Annotated in this window: 12 protein-coding genes; 9 read left to right on the top strand and 3 right to left on the bottom strand. The window is 70.4% G+C overall.

Going from position 1 to position 15,176, the window contains the following annotated elements; all coding sequences use genetic code 11:
- The first annotated feature begins 20 nt into the window (after nt 1–20).
- The 6 genes from MIAR_RS15200 (at nt 21) to MIAR_RS15225 (ending at nt 7,152) form a co-directional block, all read left to right on the top strand.
- Nucleotides 21–1,544, top strand: a complete 1,524-nt coding sequence (locus tag MIAR_RS15200) for a molybdopterin-dependent oxidoreductase (protein ID WP_285637682.1) — start codon at nt 21–23, stop codon at nt 1,542–1,544.
- 88 nt (nt 1,545–1,632) lie between these two features.
- On the top strand, nt 1,633–2,619 hold the full coding sequence (locus MIAR_RS15205) for an ABC transporter ATP-binding protein (RefSeq protein ID WP_285637684.1): 987 nt from the start codon (nt 1,633–1,635) through the stop codon (nt 2,617–2,619).
- On the top strand, nt 2,619–4,232 hold the full coding sequence (locus MIAR_RS15210) for an ABC transporter permease (RefSeq protein ID WP_285637686.1): 1,614 nt from the start codon (nt 2,619–2,621) through the stop codon (nt 4,230–4,232). The genes MIAR_RS15205 and MIAR_RS15210 overlap by 1 nt, the downstream gene beginning before the upstream one ends.
- Before the next feature lie 68 nt (nt 4,233–4,300).
- Nucleotides 4,301–4,783: a GbsR/MarR family transcriptional regulator gene (locus MIAR_RS15215; protein ID WP_285637688.1), complete on the top strand. Its 483-nt coding sequence runs from the start codon at nt 4,301–4,303 to the stop codon at nt 4,781–4,783.
- 128 nt (nt 4,784–4,911) lie between these two features.
- Entirely contained in the window at nt 4,912–6,789 is a 1,878-nt protein-coding gene (locus MIAR_RS15220) for a BCCT family transporter (RefSeq protein ID WP_425561606.1), read from the top strand.
- A gap of 51 nt (nt 6,790–6,840) precedes the next feature.
- A complete protein-coding gene (locus tag MIAR_RS15225) occupies nt 6,841–7,152 on the top strand; it encodes a hypothetical protein (RefSeq protein ID WP_285637690.1) in 312 nt (103 codons plus the stop codon).
- 69 nt (nt 7,153–7,221) lie between these two features.
- Here MIAR_RS15225 and ddaH read toward each other — a convergent pair whose 3' ends face one another.
- Together ddaH and MIAR_RS15235 are read right to left on the bottom strand one after the other, a co-directional pair.
- Complete coding sequence (ddaH, locus tag MIAR_RS15230; RefSeq protein ID WP_285637692.1) at nt 7,222–8,097, bottom strand: dimethylargininase; 876 nt, start codon at nt 8,095–8,097, stop codon at nt 7,222–7,224.
- A gap of 178 nt (nt 8,098–8,275) precedes the next feature.
- Nucleotides 8,276–11,926 carry a bifunctional proline dehydrogenase/L-glutamate gamma-semialdehyde dehydrogenase gene (locus MIAR_RS15235; protein WP_285637694.1) on the bottom strand — a complete coding sequence of 1,217 codons (3,651 nt, stop codon included), beginning with the start codon at nt 11,924–11,926 and terminating at the stop codon, nt 8,276–8,278.
- A 79-nt stretch (nt 11,927–12,005) separates the two neighbouring features.
- Here MIAR_RS15235 and MIAR_RS15240 point away from each other — a divergent pair, with 79 nt between their 5' ends.
- Genes MIAR_RS15240 through MIAR_RS15250 form a run of 3 tightly spaced genes read left to right on the top strand, consistent with a single transcriptional unit; the run spans nt 12,006 to nt 13,839 of the window.
- Nucleotides 12,006–12,689: a hypothetical protein gene (locus MIAR_RS15240; protein ID WP_285637696.1), complete on the top strand. Its 684-nt coding sequence runs from the start codon at nt 12,006–12,008 to the stop codon at nt 12,687–12,689.
- Nucleotides 12,686–13,234: a DUF4352 domain-containing protein gene (locus MIAR_RS15245; RefSeq protein WP_285637697.1), complete on the top strand. Its 549-nt coding sequence runs from the start codon at nt 12,686–12,688 to the stop codon at nt 13,232–13,234. The genes MIAR_RS15240 and MIAR_RS15245 overlap by 4 nt, the downstream gene beginning before the upstream one ends.
- On the top strand, nt 13,231–13,839 hold the full coding sequence (locus tag MIAR_RS15250; protein WP_285637698.1) for a hypothetical protein: 609 nt from the start codon (nt 13,231–13,233) through the stop codon (nt 13,837–13,839). Before MIAR_RS15245 ends, MIAR_RS15250 begins: the two co-directional genes overlap by 4 nt.
- Here the strand turns inward: MIAR_RS15250 and MIAR_RS15255 are convergent.
- The gene (locus MIAR_RS15255; protein WP_285637699.1) at nt 13,722–15,176 is read right to left on the bottom strand and encodes a hypothetical protein; all 1,455 of its coding nucleotides are present in this window, start codon (nt 15,174–15,176) and stop codon (nt 13,722–13,724) included. The genes MIAR_RS15250 and MIAR_RS15255 overlap by 118 nt on opposite strands.

Genomic DNA, 15,176 nt, shown 5'->3' on the forward strand with positions numbered 1-15,176 from the left:
TGCGCTCTTAACCTGAGAGCATGAGCGGCTCTCGAGGATGGCGCGCGGCCGCGGCGGGGATCGCTGCGGTGGTTCTCGGCGCGGGGGCGGGCGAGCTGGTCGCGACGTTCGCCGCACCGGCATCCAGCCCGTTCGCGGTTGTCGGCGGCGCCCTGATCGACCTCGCTCCGGCCTGGGCGAAGGACACCGCGATCGCGTGGTTCGGCACATCCGACAAGGCGGCCCTGCTGGTCGGTATCGCCGTCGTGCTGCTGGTCGTCGCGGGGCTCGCCGGACTCGCCGAGGCGCGGTGGCGGCACTCCGGCGTGACCGCGTTCGCGGCGCTCGGCATCGGCGCCGGCATCCTCGGGCTGACCCGACCGGAGGCCGGGATGCTGGCGTGGCTTCCGTCCGTGCTCGCCGGCGCGGTCGCGGCCTTTGCACTGCGGATGCTGCTCCGCCGTGCGGACGATGCCGGGGCTGAAGGTGAAGCGCAGCCGTCACGTCGAGCGTTCCTCACCTGGACGATCGGCACGGCCGCCGTGGGCGTGGCGATGGCTGTCGTCGGCGGGCTGGGGCGGGCGGGCTCCACGGTCGTGACGACGGTGCGCGAGGCGCTCAAGCTGCCGAAGCCGGCGGTTCCGGCGCCGGCGATCCCGGCATCCGCGTCGCTCGACGTCCCCGGGCTCACCCCGGTGATCACACCGAACGCGGACTTCTACCGCATCGACACGGCGCTCGTGGTGCCGTCGGTCGACCCGTCGAGCTGGAAGCTGCGTATCCACGGCATGGTCGCGCAGGAGGTGACGCTCACGTGGGACGAATTGCTCGCTTTGCCCCTGGTCGAGAGCGTCGCGACCCTGTCCTGCGTGTCGAACGAGGTCGGCGGGAACCTGATCGGCAACGCGGTCTGGCTGGGCTATCCGATCCGCGAGCTGCTGAAGCGCGCGGCTCCCGACGCGGATGCCGACATGGTGCTCTCCACGTCGGTCGACGGCTTCACAGCCGGAACGCCCCTCGAGGCGCTCACGGACGAGCGCGCCGCGCTGCTCGCGATCGGGATGAACGGGCAGCCGCTCCCCCTCGAGCACGGCTTCCCGGTGCGGATGGTCGTGCCAGGCCTGTACGGGTACGTGTCCGCGACGAAGTGGGTGACCGATCTCGAGGTGACCCGGTTCGACAGGGCGAGGGCGTACTGGACCGACCGCGGATGGTCGGAGAAGGGCCCGATCAAGCTGGAGTCCCGCATCGACGTGCCCCGTGAGGGGCGTACGTTGTCCGCTGGCGACTCCGTGATCGCCGGAGTCGCCTGGCAGCCGGGCACCGGGGTCTCCGGCGTCGAGGTGCAGGTGGACGACGGCGACTGGCAGCCGGCCGAACTCGCGACCGCGATCTCCGACGACACCTGGGTGCAGTGGCGGCTCCCGTGGCGCGCGAAGGCCGGCGAGCACAGCATCCGCTGCCGGGCGATCGCCGGCGACGGCACGGTGCAGACCGACACGATCGCGCCCCCTGCGCCGGACGGCGCGAGCGGATGGCACACGATCGGCGTCAGCGTCTCCTGATCGATCGGCGACGGCCGCGTGAGGGTTCCGTGAGGATCGCACTTCACGCTATTCACGAATTCGTGAAATGGGTGTACGGTCGCCTCTCATGAACACCATCATCAGCACGCGCGGTCTGACCAAGACCTACGGTCGCGTGCACGCCCTCGACGGACTCGACCTCGAGGTGGAAGCCGGCCAGGTGCACGGCTTCCTCGGCCCGAACGGCGCGGGAAAGTCCACCACCATCCGCATCCTGCTGGGGCTCGCCCGCAAGTCGGGCGGCACGGCATCCGTCTTCGGCCTCGAGCCCTGGGGCGACGCCGTGCAGATCCATCGTCGCGTCGCGTACGTGCCCGGCGACGTCAGCGTCTGGCCGAACCTCTCCGGCGGGGAGGCGATCGACTTCCTCGCCCGCCTGCGCGGGGCGAAGACCAAGGATGCCGCGTACCGCGCCGAGCGGGAACGCCTGATGACCGCATTCCAGTTCGACCCGCGCAAGAAGGGGCGCGCCTACTCGAAGGGCAACCGCCAGAAGGTCGCCCTCATCGCCGCGTTCGCCGTGCCGGCCGACCTGTACATCCTCGACGAGCCGACCAGCGGCCTGGACCCGCTCATGGAGGTCGTGTTCCGCGATGAGGTGCAGCGCCTGCGCCGCACCGGCGCCACTGTGCTGCTCTCCAGCCACATCCTCTCCGAGGTGGAGCTGCTCTGCGACCGGGTGTCGATCATCCGTGAGGGAAAGATCGTCGAGTCGGGCACGCTCTCCGAGCTGCGCCACCTCACGCGCACCGAGGTGTCGTTCGAGGCCGCATCCGCCGACGCCCTCGCCGGCATCCCCGAGGCGCACGACGGCACCGTCGAAGAGGGCCGCGCGCGGTTCACCGTCGACAGCGACGCGATCCCTTCCGTGCTCCCGGTGCTCGCCCAGCGCGCTGTCACCGGCCTGCGGATCGAGCCGCCCTCCCTCGAGGAGCTGTTCCTGCGGCACTACGGCGACGACCTCGCCGCCCTGCGCGCCGCTGAGGAGGACTCTTCGGATGCAGGTGCCGGCACCCGCGCCTCACGGCGGGCGGCCGCGAAGGGGACGCGCTGATGTTCCGCTCGCTTCTCCGTCAGCGACTGCGCCGTGACTGGCTGCAGCTGCTGCTCTGGATCCTCGCGACAGTGCTGATGGCGTACTCGGGCTTCGCCGGCGTCGCCCAGTCGTACGCCACGCACAAGGACCGCGTCGAGGTGCTCGCCGCCGTCATGGCGAACCCGGTGATCATGATGTTCCGCGGGCTTCCGTCCGGGGCATCCGAGGGGCAGTTCCTGTCCTTCGAGATCCTCCCCTGGCTCACCATGCTCGCCGCCCTGATGAGCACCTTCCTCGCTGTCCGCCACACCCGCGGCGATGAGGAGGCGGGTCGCACCGAACTGCTCGCCGCCACCCCCGCGGGCCGGGCGCTGCCGACCGTCGCCACGATCGTCCACGGCGTGGCCGCGAACGTCGTGCTCGGCGTGCTGGTCGCGCTCGCACTGGCCGGCTCGAAGCTGCCCGCCGCAGGCTCCTGGCTGACGGGTGCGGTGTCGGCCACGACGGGCATCGCGTTCCTCGGCATCGGCCTCATCGCCGCGCAGCTCATGCGCACCTCGCGCGGCGCGAACTCCCTCACGGTCTGGATCCTGGTCGGAACCTTCCTGATCAACGGGATCGGCAACGTCGCAGGCACGCCGAGCGACGACCTCACCCGCATCTCGAGTTCGGGACTCGTCTGGCTCTCGCCCTTCGGATGGGCCGAGCAGGCCCGCCCCTTCGACACCGACGATGCGTGGCCCGCCCTGCTCGGGCTCGGCTTCGGACTCGTGCTCGCCGTCGGATCGGTGGCGCTGCAGTCCCTGCGCGACATCGGCGAGGGCTTCATCCCCGCCCGCCCCGGCCGCGTCTTCGCCCGACCCGCTCTGTCCAGCCCGCATGCGCTGGTCTGGCGGCTCACGAACGGCGCGATCATCGGCTGGGCCGTAGGCGGTGCGCTCACGGGCGTCCTCGCGACGAAGCTCTCCGGCCTGGCCGGGCAGATCTCCGGCCAGAATCCCGCGGTGCAGCAGATCCTCGACAAGATCGGCAAGGCCGGCAACCTTGAGGAGACCGTGGTCTCGGTGTTCTTCACGATGATGGGCATCCTGGCCGCGTGCGCCGCCGTGCAGATCCTCGCCCGCGCGCGACAGGAGGAGGCGCACGGCACCGCCGAGATCGTGCTGGCGCAGCCCGTGGGTCGCGTGCGCTGGCTGCTGGACTACCTGCTCGTGGCGACGATCGCGATCGCGATCATCGTCGCCGCGACCATGCTCGCCGCATTCGCCGGCCTCGCCGGGAACGAGGATGCCTCGGCGCTGGCGAAGGTCGTGACCGTCGTCGGGCTCGGCCAGGGCCTCGCCGCGTGCGTGTTCACGGCGCTCACGGCCCTGGTGTTCGTGCTGCTCCCCCGCGGCACGATCGCCATCGCCTGGGCGCTCGTGATGCTGGCGACGGTCTTCGGCCTGTTCGGACCGCTGTTCGGGCTGCCCGAATGGACGACGCGCTTCTCGCCGTTCGCCGTGACGCCGATCATCTCCGACGGGACCACCGACCTGCGCGGCATGTGGTGGCTGGTGATCATCGTCGCGGTCGTGGCCACGGCATCCCTCAGTCTCATGCGCCGGCGCGAGCTGCGCCCCGCAGCGTGACCGCTGCGCCGATGGCCGACCGCCCGCCGACCGGCCGGCCACCGGCATCCGGATGAAAGGATGAACGCATGAGCGAGGACGTGACGCACGCGGGCGTGGATGCCGCCGAGAGCGCGGCCGCCGCGATCACCGCGGTCGGCTTCCCGCGGATGCCCGCGCGCGTCATGATGGCGCTGATCGCCGCCCCCTCCGAGGGGTACACGGCATCCGAGCTCGGCGACCGGCTGGGCGTCAGCGCCGCCGCGGTCTCGGGTGCCGTGCGCTACCTGCAGACGCTGCATGTGATCCGCAAGGTCTCGCGTCCTGACCAGCGCCTGGCGCGTTACGAGATCATCCCCGACACCTGGTACGTGATGATGTCGAACAACTCCCCCGTCTACAACCGGCTCGCCGCCTACATCGACGAGATCGGCGCGGCGCACGCCGAGGACCACGCGGCCCGCCTGCGCGCCGAGGAGATGGCCGAGTTCTTCCGGTTCATGTCCCTGCGGATGCCTCAGCTCGTCGACGAGTGGGAGACGCTGCGCGCCGAGCGCCGGCTGCAGGGCTGAGAGCACCGGCCCGGCGTGCGCGCTCGGGAACTCGTCGACGAGTGGGAGACGCTGCGCGCCGAGCGCCGCCTGCAGAGCTGAGAGCAACCCCCTGTCCCCTCGGGCATGTGCTGTATACCGTGGAGGGCATGAGCGGAAACAGCAGCGAGCCGGATCCGATGACCACCGCAGGGAACGAAGCGGGTACTTCGCGACGCGAACCACAGGTGCTGAGATGGGTCTTCTGGCCCGCCGCCGTGATCGTCCTGGCGTTCGCCCTGTTCGCTCTGCTCGCGCCGCACATCGCAGAGGCGCTCTTCAAGACCGTCCAGACGACGATCGTCAACGCCTTCAACTGGTACTACGTGCTGATCGCCGCCTTCTTCGTGGCGTTCTGCCTCTTCCTCGGCTTCAGCAGGTTCGGCGACATCAAGCTGGGCCGCGACGACGAGGAGCCCGAGTTCTCGCTGATGAGCTGGTTCTCCCTGCTGTTCGCGGCGGGAATGGGCATCGGCCTGGTCTTCTACGGGGTCAGCGAACCGCTCTCGCACTTCACGAATCCGCGCCCCGGCGTCACCGGCACACCGGAGCAGCTGGCCCAGGCCGCGCTCGGCCAGACCTACCTGCACTGGGGTGTGCACGCCTGGTCGATCTACGTGGTGATCGGACTCGCCCTGGCCTACGCCATCCACCGGCGGCGACGTCCCGTGTCGATCCGGTGGACCCTGGAGCCGCTGCTCGGCAAGCGCGTCGAGGGCGGCTGGGGGCACGCGATCGACGTGATCGCCCTGGTCGGCACCCTGTTCGGCGTCGCCACCTCGCTGGGACTCGGCGTGCTGCAGATGAGCGCCGGCCTGCACTCCGCCGGGTTCGCGAACCCCGACGAGACCACCCAGGTGGTGCTCATCCTGGTCATCTCGGTGTTCGTGCTGATGTCGGTGCTGTCCGGCGTGACCAAGGGCATGAAGTGGCTGTCGAATGCGAACCTCGTGCTCGCCGGCCTGCTGGTGATCTATCTGCTCGCGGCGGGGCCGACGGAGTTCCTGCTGCGCGAGTTCGTGCAGTCCCTCGGCTACTACATCCAGAACTTCGTGGGCCTCTCCTTCAACGTCAGCGCGTTCCAGGGCGCCGCCGGCGAGCAGTGGCAGGCGTCCTGGACGTCGTTCTACTGGGGCTGGTGGATCTCGTGGGCGCCGTTCGTGGGGATCTTCATCGCCCGCGTCTCGAAGGGGCGCACGGTGCGTGAGTTCGTGATCGGGGTGATCCTGGTGCCCACGCTGATCGGCGTGCTGTGGTTCTCGGTGCTCGGGGGCTCGGCCCTGGCTATGGAGCTCGCGAAGCCCGGCTCCCTCACCGGCCCCGACGGAACGGTCGACCTGCAGGGCGCGCTGTTCGCGATGCTGCAGAACGTGCCCGGCGCCACCGTGGTGAGCATCGGCGCCATCCTGCTGCTCGCGATCTTCTTCATCACCTCGGCCGATTCCGGGGCACTGGTGATGGGCATGATCGCCACCGGCGGCAAGCCCGAGCCGAAGCGCTGGATCCGCACGTTCTTCGTCGTGATCACCGCGCTGCTCGCGATCTCCCTGCTGCTGTCGGGCGGGCTCACCGCGCTGCAGACCGCCGCCATCACCATCGCGCTGCCGTTCAGCATCGTGATGCTGCTGATCTGCTGGTCGACCGTGGTCGCGTTCACCCGCGAACGACGTGCCTACGCGAAGGCCGAACGGGCGCAGTTCATCGACCGCATCGGCGAGTACTACGGTCTCGAGGTCGAGTCGCACGACGCGACCGGCGTGCTCGGCGCGCAACCGCGCTGGATGCGGCGGCTGCAGCGCCGGTTCGGGCTGCCCGTGGCGCCGACCGAGCCGATCCGCATCACTCCCGGCGCGCTCTCGCTCGAGAGCCACGGCGATGCCTCGCCCTCCACCCTCGACGTCGACGATCTGGTGGGCGGCGATGAGCTCGCCGGCCTCGACGATCCCGACGTGAAGCAGCAGGATGCGGGTCCGTTCCTGAAAGAGTGACGCCTGTCAACGCCCTCCCCGCGGCGAGCGCCACCGGCTACCGTCACGGACATGGACGAACGGCAGAGCAGTCAGGATCAGGACGCCGGGCAGCAGCCGCACGCGCCGGGGCAGGATCCGGCGGGCAGCGGCGAACCGCACGAGGCACCTCAGTCGGCGGATGCTCCGGATAGGAGCGAGGGCGCGCACACCGGCATCCCCGAGGACAACCCGGCGCACAACACCGCCCCCGACGGCATGCCCGGCGATGAGGACGGTGCGCCGCTCGGCGGGGATGAGCGCACCGAGCAGCAGCTCGGCGCCGACACCGCGGTCGAGCGCGATGCGCTGAAGAGCCTCGACCCGGATGACACGCCGGCCTGAGACCTCCGGAACGCACTTCGGCGCCGACGGTGAGAACCGCCGGCGCCGATGGGGCCTTCTGAAGCCGGGTCAGGCCCCACGCAGCTCCAGGGTGCAGCACTTGATGCCGCCGCCGCCGAGCAGCAGCTCGGACAGGTCGACCATGATCGGGTTGTAGCCGCGCTCGCGCAGCTGCTTCTCGAAGCCGGTGGCGCGCGGCGAGATGATCACGTTGTAGCCGTCGGAGGCCGAGTTGAGACCGAACACGGCGCCGTCCTCATCGGCGACGAGGATCGCGTCGGGGAAGCGCTCCTCGAGGATGCGACGGGATGCCTCGTCGAAGGCGTTCGGCAGGTAGGCGACGTTCGCGTGCTCCGGGCCGCCGTTCTCCTCGCCGACGACCGGGTCGAGCACAGTCAGCGCGGTGTCGAGGTGGTAGAAGCGCGGGTCGACCAGGGTGAGCGTCACGACCTCGCGGTCGAAGACCTCGTGCACCTCGCGGTGGCTGTCACCCGCCGAGCGGAAGCCGGTGCCGGCCAGGATCACGTCGCCGGCGAGCAGGAAGTCGCCCTCGCCCTCGTTGACCTCCTTAGGCAGCACGGTGTCGAAGCCGTGGGTGCGGAACCACTCGGCGAACGCGGGCGCCTCGCCCTGGCGCTGCTCGTAGTAGAACTCGGGCACGTACGCTTTGCCGCCGATGGTGAAGCCGCCGTTGGCCGTGTACACCATGTCGGGGTAGCCGGCGAGCGCCTCGATGAGCTCGACCTCGTGCCCGAGCTCCAGGTACAGGTCGTACAGCTTCTGCCACTGCGCGACGGCCTTGGCGGTGTCGGTCGGTGCGGCCGGGTCCATCCAGGGGTTGATCTTGTAGTCGACCGTGAAGTACTCGGGCCGGCACATCAGGTAGCGGCGGTGGTGGGCCTTGCGGGTCGCGGTGCCGGTGGCGGCGGTCTCAGGCGTGGACATGGGTGCTCCTCTGGAGAAGGTGCGGCGGACGCTGTCCAGGGGCCCGGCGGAAGTTCGACCCGCCCACGGTGAGTGGAGCGCGGGGAAGATGCGACACAGGCACGCCAGTTGTATTTTCGCATCCGGATGCCGAGATCGCCACTCTTTTCGCTGAGAGTCGTGTCGGGCGGTGCCCGCTTCAGATCACTTCCGCACTCCAGGGATCCGGGGTGCCGAAGCGATGCGCGGTGATCGAGATCGCCTGCTCGTGTACGAACGGCAGCAGCTCGAGCCGGCCGGCCGAGGTCACCTCGTTGTCGTACACCGCCAGATCGGGGTCTCCCTCGACGGCATCCGCGAGCGCGCGGTGCAGGTCGGCCACGGCATCCCGCCCGCCGATCAGACGCACCCGGCCCACCCGGGTCGCCTCCAGGGCAGGACGGCGGATCCGCTCGATCCACTCCTCATCGCTCTCCACCGCGACGGGCACCTCGAGCGCGCCGAGTTCGGCGCGCACCCCCGCGGGCACGCCGTCGGGCACCGACACGAAGAAGTCCGCCCCGGAGCGGATGCCGGCGAGCACCACCCGCAGGATCGCGGCGAGGGATGCATCCGACGCGGCCCGCACCGTCACCGGCAGCGGCCGGTACCGGAACAGGTTGCGCTCCACACCCAGCTGCGAGACGTCGCGCACCTGACCGAACTCGCGGTCCCAGGCCACGGCGTCCGAGAGCGCCGCCTGCCGCAGCCACTCGAAGGAGTCGAAGTCGAGCGAGGGCTGCGCCGCCTCGATGAGTCCGGAGATCTTCACGTCCAGGCCGCGCAGATGCAGCGTGCTCGAGGACTTGCCGCGGGGACGCGACCGCCACGAGCCGAGCCCGATCAGGTAGTTCGGACCGCCGGCCTTCGCGCCGGGGCCGACCGAGGAGCGCTTCCACCCGCCGAACGGCTGACGCTGCACGATCGCGCCGGTGATCCCGCGGTTCACGTACAGGTTGCCGGCCTGCACCTCGTCCAGCCACAGCGCCAGATCGGCGGGATCCTGGGTGTGCAGGCCCGCGGTCAGCCCGTACGCCACGGCGTTCTGCATCCGGATCGCCTCGGACAGCGTCGAGGCGTGCATGATGCCGAGCACCGGCCCGAAGAACTCCTCACGGTGGGTGCGGGAGCCCGGCTGAACGCCCACGCGAATGCCGGGACTCCACAGCCTTCCGCTGTCGTCCAGCGAGCGCGGCTCGACCAGCCACTGCTCCTCGCCCTCCAGCTGGGTGAGCGCCCAGGCGAGCTTGCCCTGCGGCTTCTCGATCACCGGTCCGACCTCGGCCTGCGGATCCCCGGGCCAGGCCACGCGCAGCGAGCGGGTGGCGTCGACCAGCTGCCGCGCGAAGCGCTTGGAGCGGCCCACCGGCCCGACCAGGATCGCCAGGGACGCCGCCGAGCACTTCTGCCCGGCGTGCCCGAACGCGCTGTGCACCAGGTCGGCGACGGCGAGGTCGAGGTCGGCGGTCGGGGTGATGATCATGGCGTTCTTGCCGCTGGTCTCCGCGAGCAGCGGAAGGTCGTTCCGCCACGACCGGAAGAGCGCCGCGGTGTCCCACGAACCCGTGAGGATCACGCGATCCACGTCCGGATGCGAGATCAGCTGCTGCCCGAGCTCGCCCTCCTCCACGTCGGCGAGCACCAGCACATCGCGCGGGATGCCCGCCTGCCACAGCGCCTCGGCGATGACCGCCGCGCAGCGCCGTGCCTGCGGCGCAGGCTTGAAGACGACGCCCGACCCCGCGGCGAGCGCGGCGAGCACCCCGCCGGCGGGGATGGAGATCGGGAAGTTCCAGGGCGGTGTCACGACGGTCACCCGGGAGGGCTCGAACGTCGCGCCGGCGATGCCGTCCAGCTCGCGGCAGGTGGCGGCGTAGTACTTCGCGAAGTCGACGGCCTCGCTCACCTCGACGTCGCCCTCGGCGAATGTCTTGCCGGTCTCGATCGCGGCGACCTCGATGAGCTCGGCGCGGCGGCCGGCGAGGGCGGCCGCGGCGCGCAGCAGCACCTCGCTGCGTTCGGATGCCGGGCGGGAGCCCCAACCGGATGCCGCGTCCCGAACGCGCGTGACGGTGTGCGCCAGCATCCGCTCGTCGTCGATCCGCGAGGCGCGCAGGGCCGCGACCCCGAGATCGGACAGGCCCGCCGCGGAGACGCGCTCGAAGATCCCGCGCGCCCACTCCCGGTTCGCGGCGAGTGCCGGGTCGCTGTCCGGTGTGTTCACGAACCCGGGCGCACCGGCGGCGGAGCCGGCCACCTCCTGACGGGAGTACACCGCGGTCTGCAGGAACGGGTCGTCGTCGGCTCCGTACTCGTCGTCATCTCCCGAGGAGCCGCGGGCGATGCCGAGCACCAGACCCGTGAGGTCCTCGGTCTCGGCTCTGGGCCTGGTCATCGGACGCACCGACTCGTGCAGCGGCGCCGTGCGGTTCTGCACCCGGCGCGGACCGATCTGCAGGGAGTGATCGCGGGCACGGCTGACCGAATCGACGAAACGCAGACGCTCGCGCTCGAACAGCGAGCGATCCTGCGCCAGATCGAACGCGGCCGAGAGGAAGTTCGAGGGCGACGCGTTCTCCTCCAGGCGGCGCACCAGGTAGCTGATCGCCACGTCGAACTCGTGCGGATGCACCACCGGCACGTACAGCAGCACCGGTCCGACCGTGCGCGAGACTGCGGCGACCTGGGCCTGCGCCATCCCGAGCAGCATCTCGAACTCCACCGAGTCCTGCACGCCGCGCTCGCCCGCGAGCAGCCAGGCGAAGGCGATGTCGAACAGGTTGTGCCCGGCCACGCCGACACGCACCGCGGCGACGTTGCGCGGCTGGAACGCCTCGTCCAGGCAGCGCAGGTAGTTGGCGTCGGTGTCGAGCTTGGAGCCGTAGGGAGCCTGCGTCCAGCCGTGCATGACGGCGTCGACCTTCTCCATCGCGAGGTTCGCGCCCTTGACCAGGCGCACCTTGACGGGCGCCCCGCCGTGCTCCACGCGGTCGCGCGCCCAGGCGGTGAGCTCACGCATGGCGGGCAGCGCGTCGGGCAGATAGGCCTGCAGCACGATGCCCGCCTCGAGTCCCTTCAGCCGCGGGTCCTCGAGGATGCGGGTGAACACCGCGATGGTCAGGTCGAGGTCCTTGTACTCCTCCATGTCGAGGTTGATGAAGGTGCCGTTCGACGCGGCCGTCAGATACAGGGGCGCGAGGCGCTCGATCACGTCCTCCACCACGTCGTCGAACGCCCACATCGAGATGCGGCTCATGACCGCCGAGACCTTCACCGACACGTAGTCGACGTCGTCGCGACGGATGAGCTCGTGGATGCCGTCGAGCCGGCGCTTGGCCTCGCCCTCGCCCAGCACGGCCTCACCCAGCAGGTTGAGGTTCAGCCGATGACCCGTGCCGCGCAACTTCTCCAGCGCGGCGCCGAGCTTCTCGGGGCGGGCATCCACGATCAGGTGACCCACCATCTCGCGCAGCACCCGCCGCGCGATCGGCACGGTCGGCAGCGGCAGCACGGGCGCGACCCCGCCGCCCAGACGCACGACGCCGCGCAGGTACCAGGGCAGGAACCCGGGAGCGAGCGGTGCGACGCGGTGCAGGTTGGATGCCGCGGCCGCAGCGCTCTCGGGCCGCATGACGCCGTCGACGAACCCCAGGGTGAACGGCAGGCCGTTCGGATCGCGCAGCACGCCGGCCAGGCGCTGCGCTGCGGGATCGATGGGGATCGACGCCTCCTCCTGCACCCAGCGACGGGTGAGTTCGACGGCGGCGTCCTCCAGACGCGCCCCGGGTGCGACGGACGGCTGCTCAGACATGTTCCCAGCGTAGGTCCCGACCGCGCGGGAAGGCGGCTGAACCCGGTGGCACCGGCGGAAGTCACCCTATGCTGATCTCGTGAACGCCGCCCCGCCCTCGCCTGCAGTCGAAAGGCCCGTGCAGGAGAGGACTCTGCTCACGCGGGTGCGGCGCATGGCGAGCCTGATCCCGACGCCGTGGCTGATCACGGCCGGCGGCGCGGTGCTGCTGGCTGCGACGGCGGCGTTCGGCGGCCTGCAGACGGTGCCGCCGAAGCCGGTCCCCGTCGTGTCCGTCGGAGAGCAGTACTCCGGATCGGATCTGGAGATGACGGTCCAGGGGGTGGAGCTCCGCGCGAAGGGCGGCAATGCGGCATCCTTCCCCGACAAGGAGAAGCACGAGAAGGTGCTCGCCGTGATCGTGGATGTGGTGAACACCTTCGACAAGCCCCGATTGGCGAGCGGGAGCGGCACTCCGTCGCCCGCCGTCGACGGCATCCACGTCGACGGCATCGACGAGAAGCCGCTGATCGCCTACGCCGATGGCAGCTCCGGGTCGGTCTGGCTGCAGCCCGACGTCCCGGTGCGGCTCGTCCTGTCGTGGGTCGTCGGGCCGGATGAACTGCACGACGGCGACGAGGTGCGCCTGACCCTTCCCGATTCCACGCACAGCGTGGGCACCAATGTGCAGCGTGGCGTGGACATCTGGGACGAGGTGGTGGTCGGCGCCACCGTGACCACGACCGTGCAGGAGATCCCCGCGAGCGAGGAGGATGCCTCATGAAGAAGGTGCTCCCCTGGCTGCTGACGCTCGTGCTGCTCGCCGGCGCATGGGTGCTGAACGCCGTGGCCCTGCCGGACGGCTCGTCCGAGGCGAGCTTCCTCACCCCCGCCACGGTCGGCCACGCCGCGACCGCGCGCAACCTCACGCTCACGGTGACGGATGTGCGCGCGGCTCGGAGCATCGCCGACCCGACGGGAAAGACGCTGGAGAGCACCTGGGTGGTGGTCGATGTGGATGCCGAGGCACTCGACTCCCAGTACGGCGCGACGCTCGGGTTCGCTGAGCTGACGGTCGGCGAACGCACGTTCCGTGCCACCGAGCGCATCGAGAGCTTCTTCCGCGCGCGGCTCGTCCCCGGTGTGCCGCGCAGCGGCGCGGTGGCCTTCGAACTGCCCTCGGATGCGCTGAAGGGCACGGGAACGCTGCGTCTGGGCATCCCGTCGGATGCCCGCTACGACGGCCTCGTCGAGCTGAGGGTCGACCTCGGCGACATCCCCGTGGAGGATGCCATCACCCTGCCCGCCACGGACTGGACCCGCTCATGACGATCCCCACGCCCGCCGTCGCAGAGGCCCCGGAACACCGGACGCCCGCACCGAGGCAGCCCGGATGGTGGCGCACCAACCGCCTGGCGCTCATCGCGCTGCTCGTGCTGATCCCGGCCATCGGCATCGGTGTGGGATGGAACGAGTGGTACTCCTACTACGGCTACGGGGCGCGGAAGGTCACCGCGGTCGAGGTCCCGGACAAGGGGACGGTGAAGGTCGCCGGCGCCGAGTGGGGTCCGATCCGCAGCGGCGAGATCAAGGACACGAGCACGCTGAACATGCCGGAGGGCACCCGCCTGCTCGCGGCGATCGTGCCAGTGACGCCCGACGGCAGGGCCGTCTCCTGCGAACCGCCGATGCTCGTGCAGCAGAGCACCGGACGCGAATGGACGCCGATGCGCTCCGAGGTCGGCATCCCGTACAGCTACGACGAGAACGACACCTGCGTCAGCGACCTCGCCGACGAGAAGGACCCGGAATCGGCTCAGCCGTTCTCGCTGACCGTCGGGTTCGTCGTGCCGGACGATGTCACCGGCCCGTTCTGGCTCGACGTCGACCCGCGCGGCGACGGCCGGTTCGTCAGGTTCTCCATCGACCCCTGACCCCCGGTGGTCTCAGGCTTCAGGCCGGCCTCGAGCACGGCATCCGGCAGCACGCCGGCGGCATCCGCCACGGCACGCACGTCGGCCTCGGCCTGCTCGACCACGCCGGCATCGACCTTCTTCTGCTGACGATGGCGCAGTCGCCCCAGCGTCGCGTCGTACGCCCCCGCGATCACCGCGACGCGCAGCGGCTCCGTCAGCAGCACCGGCACCAGGGAAACCAGCGGGAGCGCGATGCCCCAGAACACCAGTTCGTGCGGTCCGACCAGGCGCACGGCGCCGTACTGCAGGTAGGTCTCCAGGGTCTTCACCGCGACATGGAGCAGCGCGTAGGAGGCGATCAGCACGGGACCCGCCCGCCACATCAGCAGCAGCGCGCGCCCGATCGGCACGAAGCGCGAGCCGAGCTCGTCGCCGAGGTCCTTCAGCCGTCGCATGATCGGGTTCGGCACCACGGCGGCGTGCTCGCGCAGGTTCGCCAGCAGCTCGTTCTCTATGCGCAGCTTCTCGGCGACGATCGCCTGCCCGTAGACCACGCCGCCGACCGTGAGCCAGGCCAGCGGGGCCAGCAGGATGGGCCCTGCCTCTCCGAGCAGCCAGCCGATGCCGTCCCAGGCCCAGCGCAGCGGGGCGACGGCATCCAGCACGTTCTCGCGCACCTGTTCCAGCCACGCCATCGCGGCACGGGTGTCCACCCAGGCCTTCACTCGGTCGGTGATGTCGCCGATCACGATCACCGAGAAGAACACCCAGACCACCTCGAGGTACACCGCGATCAGCGACACCCAGCCGGGGATGCGCTGCTGCCACTTCGTCCACGCCCAGCGGGCGGCGAAAGCGACCACGATGATCGCGATCGTCCACACGTTCAGCGGCAGGTTCAGCACCGTGTCGTCGGTGCTCAGTCTCTGACCCGGGGCCAACGCAGCCTGGAAGATGATGTCCGTGCGCTCGTGCAGGGCGCGCGCGGAGTACGCCACCACGTCATCCCTCAGCAGTCCCTGCCCCCAGTACACGGCGAGGAAGGGCAGGATGCCCGCGAGCAGCGCGGTGAGGAATGTCTTGCGCCGATCGGCGGCCGACTCCGGCAGCGGGGCGATCCCGTTGAGTTCGCGCAGTCCATCCCGCAGCACCAGGAACATCGCGACGTAGCTGATCAGCCGCGCGAGGATCGCGATCGGGAGGATGAGGAAGCCCACCGTGGCGGAATGCGCGCCGACGATTCCGGCGACCTGCACGATGACGTAGTGCACGGCGATACCGCCGAGGTACCACGCGAGCATCGCGGGCCAGTGCCGGGCCAGCGTGCGCCCGGCCGTGACGAGGATCGCCTTCAC

The sequence above is a fragment of the Microbacterium arabinogalactanolyticum genome (assembly GCF_030268005.1).
In the GTDB taxonomy this organism is placed as follows: domain Bacteria; phylum Actinomycetota; class Actinomycetes; order Actinomycetales; family Microbacteriaceae; genus Microbacterium; species Microbacterium arabinogalactanolyticum.

What these genes read in the sequence shown, in the direction of transcription:
- MIAR_RS15200 (WP_285637682.1), top strand. Translation starts at nt 21, where the DNA reads ATGAGCGGCTCTCGAGGATGGCGCGCGGCCGCGGCGGGGATCGCTGCG.
- MIAR_RS15205 (WP_285637684.1), top strand. Translation starts at nt 1,633, where the DNA reads ATGAACACCATCATCAGCACGCGCGGTCTGACCAAGACCTACGGTCGC.
- MIAR_RS15210 (WP_285637686.1), top strand. Translation starts at nt 2,619, where the DNA reads ATGTTCCGCTCGCTTCTCCGTCAGCGACTGCGCCGTGACTGGCTGCAG.
- MIAR_RS15215 (WP_285637688.1), top strand. Translation starts at nt 4,301, where the DNA reads ATGAGCGAGGACGTGACGCACGCGGGCGTGGATGCCGCCGAGAGCGCG.
- MIAR_RS15220 (WP_425561606.1), top strand. Translation starts at nt 4,912, where the DNA reads ATGAGCGGAAACAGCAGCGAGCCGGATCCGATGACCACCGCAGGGAAC.
- MIAR_RS15225 (WP_285637690.1), top strand. Translation starts at nt 6,841, where the DNA reads ATGGACGAACGGCAGAGCAGTCAGGATCAGGACGCCGGGCAGCAGCCG.
- ddaH (WP_285637692.1), bottom strand. Translation starts at nt 8,097, where the DNA reads ATGTCCACGCCTGAGACCGCCGCCACCGGCACCGCGACCCGCAAGGCC.
- MIAR_RS15235 (WP_285637694.1), bottom strand. Translation starts at nt 11,926, where the DNA reads ATGTCTGAGCAGCCGTCCGTCGCACCCGGGGCGCGTCTGGAGGACGCC.
- MIAR_RS15245 (WP_285637697.1), top strand. Translation starts at nt 12,686, where the DNA reads ATGAAGAAGGTGCTCCCCTGGCTGCTGACGCTCGTGCTGCTCGCCGGC.
- MIAR_RS15250 (WP_285637698.1), top strand. Translation starts at nt 13,231, where the DNA reads ATGACGATCCCCACGCCCGCCGTCGCAGAGGCCCCGGAACACCGGACG.